This window comes from Streptomyces sp. NPDC006430 (assembly GCF_040612395.1).
In the GTDB taxonomy this organism is placed as follows: Bacteria; Actinomycetota; Actinomycetes; order Streptomycetales; family Streptomycetaceae; genus Streptomyces.
In genome coordinates, this window is sequence record NZ_JBEXQA010000109.1 from 1 (window position 1) to 1,619 (window position 1,619).

The following is a 1,619-nucleotide window of genomic DNA, read 5'->3' on the forward strand; positions in this document are numbered from 1 at the left end:
ACCAGCAACCGCTGACGCTCGGCCTCGTCCAGCACCTCCACCCTGCTCAAGGGCCGGTCCTCACCACCATCCAGCGCCTCCTCCAGCGCCACCACAAGGCTCTCCGTGGATGTGTCCATCAACGCTGCCACTGCATCCGCGTCGATAGGAGCAACGGCATCCACGGTCAGCCCCAGCCCGTCACCGTCGTCGTCAACGGCCATTGTCAGCGCGTAGTTGGTGCGCTCGCGGGCAAACACCACCCCGATGCCGTCGGAGACATCGGCCATGCCTCGACTGAGGACAACGTTGTGGCGGTAGTTGAGCAGCGAGGTGAACAGCGGAGCGTCCCCCGGCACACCACTGGCCTGCTGTGCCAGAGCCAACGGTGCGTGCTCGTGCTCAACGAGTCCCGCGAGCTGCCCCCTCATCGCCTCGACCGCTGCCACCGCGGTGGTCTCGTCCACCCGCATCCGCACCGGCAACGTGTTCATGAAAGGACCGGGCACGTCCTCACCGGCTCCGGCGTTCATCCGCCCGAACAACACGGTGCCGAAGACCACGTCGTCGCGGCCACTGACCGCTGCAAGGACCCGTGCCCACGCCACGTGCATCACCGTGGCCGGGCTGGCACCCAGCCTCTGCGCCACCTCACGCAGCCGCGCCTCAAGGTCCGGGGCAAAGTCCCGCCGCGCCTGAATCGAGTCCATACCGTTCCCCCGGGCATCCACCAAGCCGTACGGCGCGGTGGGCTCGGTGACGTCACCCAGCAGGTCGGCGAAGAACGCTTCGTGCTTCCCGCTGTCAAGCCCGGCACGCGCCTGTGCGACGAAGGCGCGGAACGGCACCGGCTCCGGCAGCTCGGCAGCCCGCCCGGCGAGCACCGCCTGCACTTCGCGGAGCAGCAACTCCAGGGTCGTGTGGTCCTGCACCATGTGGTGGATCCGCAGCAGCACCAGCCAGCGGTTCCCCGGTGCGGCGGCCACATGGAGTCCGATCAGCGGGGCCCGGCCCAGATCCATCGACAGGCCGCCGGCAGCAAGGAGCTGTTCCACCGGCTCAGCACCGTGTGGGTCGAGTTCGAGTTCCACGATGGGGAGTTGGGCGTTCCGCCACACGACCTGTACCGGCTCGCGCAGGCCTTCCCACACGATGCCGGTACGGAAGGTGTCGTGCCGGTCCACGACCTGCTGGAGCGCGTCGGTGAACGCTTCGAGTCGTCCGCGGGTGTCGAACTCCAGCACCGTCGGCATGACGTAGGCGTCCTCGCCGCCGTCGGCGAGGAGGTGGTGGAAGAGCAGACCCTCCTGCAGGGGAGCCAGCGGATAGACATCGGCGACGTTCGCCGCGCCACCGTCCACGGTCGCGGCAATCCGCTCGACCTCATCCGCGGTCAGGTCGACCAGGGGCAGCATCTCCGGCGTGATCGCCTGCGCGTCCTGCGGAATGCCGTTCGGCGGTACAACGAACTGCTCACCCCCAGCGACTGTCACAAGGCCGGCCACGGTCGGCGATTCGAAGAGTTCCCGCATCGAGATGGAAACGCCGCGGGTGCGCAGTATCTCCACCAGCCGGATCGCGAGGAGGGAGTGACCGCCCAGAGCGAAGAAGCTGTCGTCGACGCCGACGCTGTCCAGGCC

At 68.3% G+C, this 1,619-nt stretch carries 1 protein-coding gene; it reads right to left on the reverse strand.

The window, feature by feature from the left end:
• On the reverse strand, positions 1–1,619 hold a 1,619-nt coding region (locus tag ABZZ20_RS36815; RefSeq protein ID WP_356877416.1), incomplete at both ends, for a condensation domain-containing protein.